We start from the raw sequence: 3,447 nt of genomic DNA, 5'->3' as shown, positions 1-3,447 counted from the left end.
CTTTGTAAGTGATACAATAAAAATTGGTAACACTTTTCTAGTCAGAAGGTAACTTAAGTGAACAAGCTAGATAGGTTAGATATTAAACAGCTCAGAGTCTTTCAGGCGTTGATTCGGGAGCAGAGTGCATCGAAGGCTGCAAGTCAGCTCGGCTTAACTCAGCAAGCGGTAAGCGAGCAACTTAAAAAACTACGTGATGTATTTGGCGACCGACTGTTCCTTAGAAAAACCAATGGCTTTGTACCCACGCCTTTAGCCGAAGAACTCTCTCTAGAAATCGATAAACTGCTTCGAGATTTTCAAGCTCTTCTCTCTCCAAAAGCGTTTAACCCAACTACTGTCGAAGGTAGCTATGTCATAGCAGCTACAGACTATGCGCAACAAGTTGTTCTACCATCATTAATTGCAATGCTAAGGGCTCAATCACCAAACTTAAAAGTCATTGTTCGAGATTTTGAATTAGATAAGTTAAATGACTTGATGGAAAGTGGGAAAGTGAACTTAGCGATAGCATTTCCAGACTACATACCTGAGTCCTATCCCATGATTAAGCTGTTTGAAGAACATCATGTGTGTATCACATCTAAACATTCAACGATTTCTAAAGTAAACCCATCACTCGAAAAAATCGCAGCCCATCCAGCGATCATTGCTTCGCCATCTAGGCCAAACTTTAAGGGATCAATAGATGAATGGTTCAAGCAGTTTGGCTTAGAGCGTAACGTCGTTGTGTCAGCACCTTGTTTCTCCGTTGTGCCTCTTTACCTCGAAACAACCGATTCTATTGCTTTTTTACCTTCGAGGGCAGTTGATGGATTGAATGTGACGAAAATCGATATGAGCGAGTCCCCCGAGTCATTTGATGTTATTGCCGCATGGCATCCTAGGTATAGCGATGATCCGCTACAAAAGTGGGTTGTTTCTCTGTTAGAGGAAAAGTATCTCGAATAGGTCGCTTGAGCATTGGTCGCATAACACGAAAATGTCTAAGTCAAACTTAGTGTTTTTGTGGCAAGGTTTAGGCTCAGTAGGAGCACAGCTCACCACTTACCGCGAATACACTCAAAATTTCATAGCAAATATTTGCATTTCAGCTTAACGTAGATAACTCTAATGTTGTGAGTCTGGTTTCTTACTTGATTATTGGAGGATTTATGGCTAAAAACATACGTGGCAATAACGATGGCGAGCACGGTGAAAATGATTCCTACACCATCCAAGGTCGTGGCGTGGTTAGCAGAAAAGCGCTTGTTGACGAAGTTAACGCAGGAAAGCACCCTAATCACCATGTAGTAAATGTCAATGGCGAGGATTATGTTCGATCAAATCCTGATAATCGGGAATCGAACAACGTAAACAAAGATTAACTAATTTTGTCCAGATCCGTACAGTTGACACTTCATAATTCGGAAGTGCCCCAAAGTTGATTAGTCTAGAAACCCAGACTCGTTTCTTTCGCCATTTGTTGTTCTAATTTGTGAATACGATTGTCAAAAAACGGACTTTCTAAATACATACATTGATATCAATCGCCGTCCTCCTCAATCTGAAATTGATAAGATCAGACCAGTGATGATTCAGATTGAAAACTCTGTTAGCCAAAACTGCCAAATAGACATATCTACAAAAACTATCGAAAATTGTATGGGAGTTACTTGTGAAGGCGTATAACAAAGCCAAGCACAATCGCCCATGCAAAAAGCGCATGGGCTGGACTTCGCTGACGCTCGGCCTGTGTTGCGCCGTTAAATGACAAGGAGAATCAAATGGCCAATCACTTTTTTAAATGGAACGGACAGCACTTAGGTTTTGAAAGAAACGGTAGGCTGTTCGATCCACAAAGTCAGTACCTGGGATGGATAGAGGAGGACGGTAGCGTATGGAGTGCTGAAGGTGTTTATGTGGGCGAGGTTGTTAACGGACAGTATATTCTCCGTAATACAAATAAAATGCAGCCTATGAATAAGATGGCAAAGATGCCACCTATGCCTCCACTCCCCCCCTTGCCACCGCTGCCTAAACTACCCAAACTACCTAAGCTTGGCTGGCATGACCCATTTGATGTGTAAGTCATTTAACAAGCGCATGTTGTCGCCCTACGGGCTGGGACGGCCTACGCTTCGCTTCAGCCGCCCCAAATGCGGGCGTTATGAGTCTTAAGCATGGATAAAGAGCAGCAGAAGAAACTGAAGGCTCAGTATAAGAAGAATGAGCAAGATGAAATTCGTGCATCTATACCAATGGGTATTGATGAGCTTAAAGATCTATTGTCATACCTAAACCGAGAGTCAGCTCCAGAATGTGATCACACGCTTAAGGAAACAATCGAATTCCTTAAGTCCAAGCAATTACATCCAGAAGTGGTTGTTCCTTGGCTTGGTGAGCACGGCGGGTTCTGTGATTGTGAAGTTATTTACAACGTCTACGATGACGTAGGTGATATTGTGGGGTGGCACCTTGACGAAAACTCATAACAAGCAAAGGCACAATCGCCCGCAAAAAGCGCGGGCTGGACTCGCTAACGCTCGCCTGTGCTTTGGGCGTTAGCGACCAAGTCTAAGGAGAATCATGGATAAACAGTATTGGGTGGTCGGAGCAATGTGGGGTGGTTCAGACGATGCCCTGAAAGATTTCATTGTTCGCCAGTATTGGTATTGCTGGGACATTAACGAAGCAGCCGAATCAGATAGTAATGTTGGGAACTCCATAGCTACACAACGTGAACGATTCAGCCAAATACGGAGCGGAGATCGAATCGCAGTAAAACGCATGCTTGGTCGTGGTTCTGCTGATATGGAGGTTCGTGCTTTAGGGGTAGTGCGTGACGTTGATTTTGAAGAGTGGCGCGTTTACGTCAACTGGTTAACTGATGCTCAGTTTGCTAGGAAAGTACCCTTGCATGGCTGTACGGCCTCAATTCACGGGCCTTTCGACTCTAACGATGCATGGGTTCAGAATGTGTTTTGCATATAAAGCGCTAACAAGGCCAGGCACGGCGACGTCTACTACATTGCGGCTGCACCTCCATTCCGTAGCCGCGCATGCTGGCTGGCGTTAACTCATAGAAATTTTAATCTGAAACTGACGAGTTAGAGTTGAGGCTTTAACTCGGAAATGTCCAAAAGAGAGTTAAGTTGATAATGATGCTTCATTTCTCCTTTACTTACAGGAAGACTGAAAGGAAAGACGCTGCATAACGCAAATTCTTTCAATAAGGGATTCCCCGCCAGTCAGATCCTGTATCCGAAGCATCAGGAATGGGAACACTCACACCTTCCTGGTCATCAAGGTCTGCCGATTCCAGAAAACTGTCATCTTGTGAATCAGCGTCACTGGAACTCCTGCTCGCAAAGATACTGATCAGAATAGTTAATGGGATTAAGGACAAAATAAGCCCCCCGCCTCCCGCAACTTTGTATGCAACGAACAAAGTTGCCAGCACTATGC

Annotated in this window: 6 protein-coding genes; 5 read left to right on the top strand and 1 reads right to left on the bottom strand. The window is 44.1% G+C overall.

Annotated features, from left to right (window positions below; genetic code table 11):
* Nucleotides 1–57 precede the first annotated feature (57 nt).
* The 5 genes from CAG65_RS19430 to CAG65_RS19410 all read left to right on the top strand — a co-directional run bounded on the left by CAG65_RS19430 (nucleotide 58) and on the right by CAG65_RS19410 (nucleotide 2,973).
* The gene (locus CAG65_RS19430) at nucleotides 58–951 is read left to right on the top strand and encodes a LysR substrate-binding domain-containing protein (protein WP_161454683.1); all 894 of its coding nucleotides are present in this window, start codon (nucleotides 58–60) and stop codon (nucleotides 949–951) included.
* Nucleotides 952–1,154: 203 nt separating this feature from the next.
* Nucleotides 1,155–1,367, top strand: a complete 213-nt coding sequence (locus tag CAG65_RS19425) for a DUF3892 domain-containing protein (RefSeq protein ID WP_161454682.1) — start codon at nucleotides 1,155–1,157, stop codon at nucleotides 1,365–1,367.
* A 399-nt stretch (nucleotides 1,368–1,766) separates the two neighbouring features.
* Nucleotides 1,767–2,069, top strand: coding sequence for a 4-fold beta flower protein (locus CAG65_RS19420; protein WP_161454681.1), 303 nt, complete (start codon nucleotides 1,767–1,769; stop codon nucleotides 2,067–2,069).
* A gap of 93 nt (nucleotides 2,070–2,162) precedes the next feature.
* Entirely contained in the window at nucleotides 2,163–2,474 is a 312-nt protein-coding gene (locus tag CAG65_RS19415) for a DUF2695 domain-containing protein (RefSeq protein WP_161454680.1), read from the top strand.
* Nucleotides 2,475–2,568: 94 nt separating this feature from the next.
* The gene (locus CAG65_RS19410; protein ID WP_161454679.1) at nucleotides 2,569–2,973 is read left to right on the top strand and encodes a hypothetical protein; all 405 of its coding nucleotides are present in this window, start codon (nucleotides 2,569–2,571) and stop codon (nucleotides 2,971–2,973) included.
* A 235-nt stretch (nucleotides 2,974–3,208) separates the two neighbouring features.
* On the opposite strand, the gene CAG65_RS22320 is transcribed toward CAG65_RS19410, so the two are convergent.
* Nucleotides 3,209–3,447, bottom strand: a 239-nt coding sequence (locus tag CAG65_RS22320; RefSeq protein WP_237668861.1) for a hypothetical protein, incomplete at its 5' end; no start/stop codon positions are given.

Source organism: Vibrio sp. V39_P1S14PM300, assembly GCF_009904765.1.
Classification (GTDB): Bacteria; Pseudomonadota; Gammaproteobacteria; order Enterobacterales; family Vibrionaceae; genus Vibrio; species Vibrio proteolyticus.
Note: the sequence above shows the minus strand (reverse complement) of the source record. Positions and strands in the feature narration are given on the sequence as shown.

What these genes read in the sequence shown, in the direction of transcription:
- CAG65_RS19425 (WP_161454682.1), top strand. Translation starts at nt 1,155, where the DNA reads ATGGCTAAAAACATACGTGGCAATAACGATGGCGAGCACGGTGAAAAT.
- CAG65_RS19415 (WP_161454680.1), top strand. Translation starts at nt 2,163, where the DNA reads ATGGATAAAGAGCAGCAGAAGAAACTGAAGGCTCAGTATAAGAAGAAT.
- CAG65_RS19420 (WP_161454681.1), top strand. Translation starts at nt 1,767, where the DNA reads ATGGCCAATCACTTTTTTAAATGGAACGGACAGCACTTAGGTTTTGAA.
- CAG65_RS19410 (WP_161454679.1), top strand. Translation starts at nt 2,569, where the DNA reads ATGGATAAACAGTATTGGGTGGTCGGAGCAATGTGGGGTGGTTCAGAC.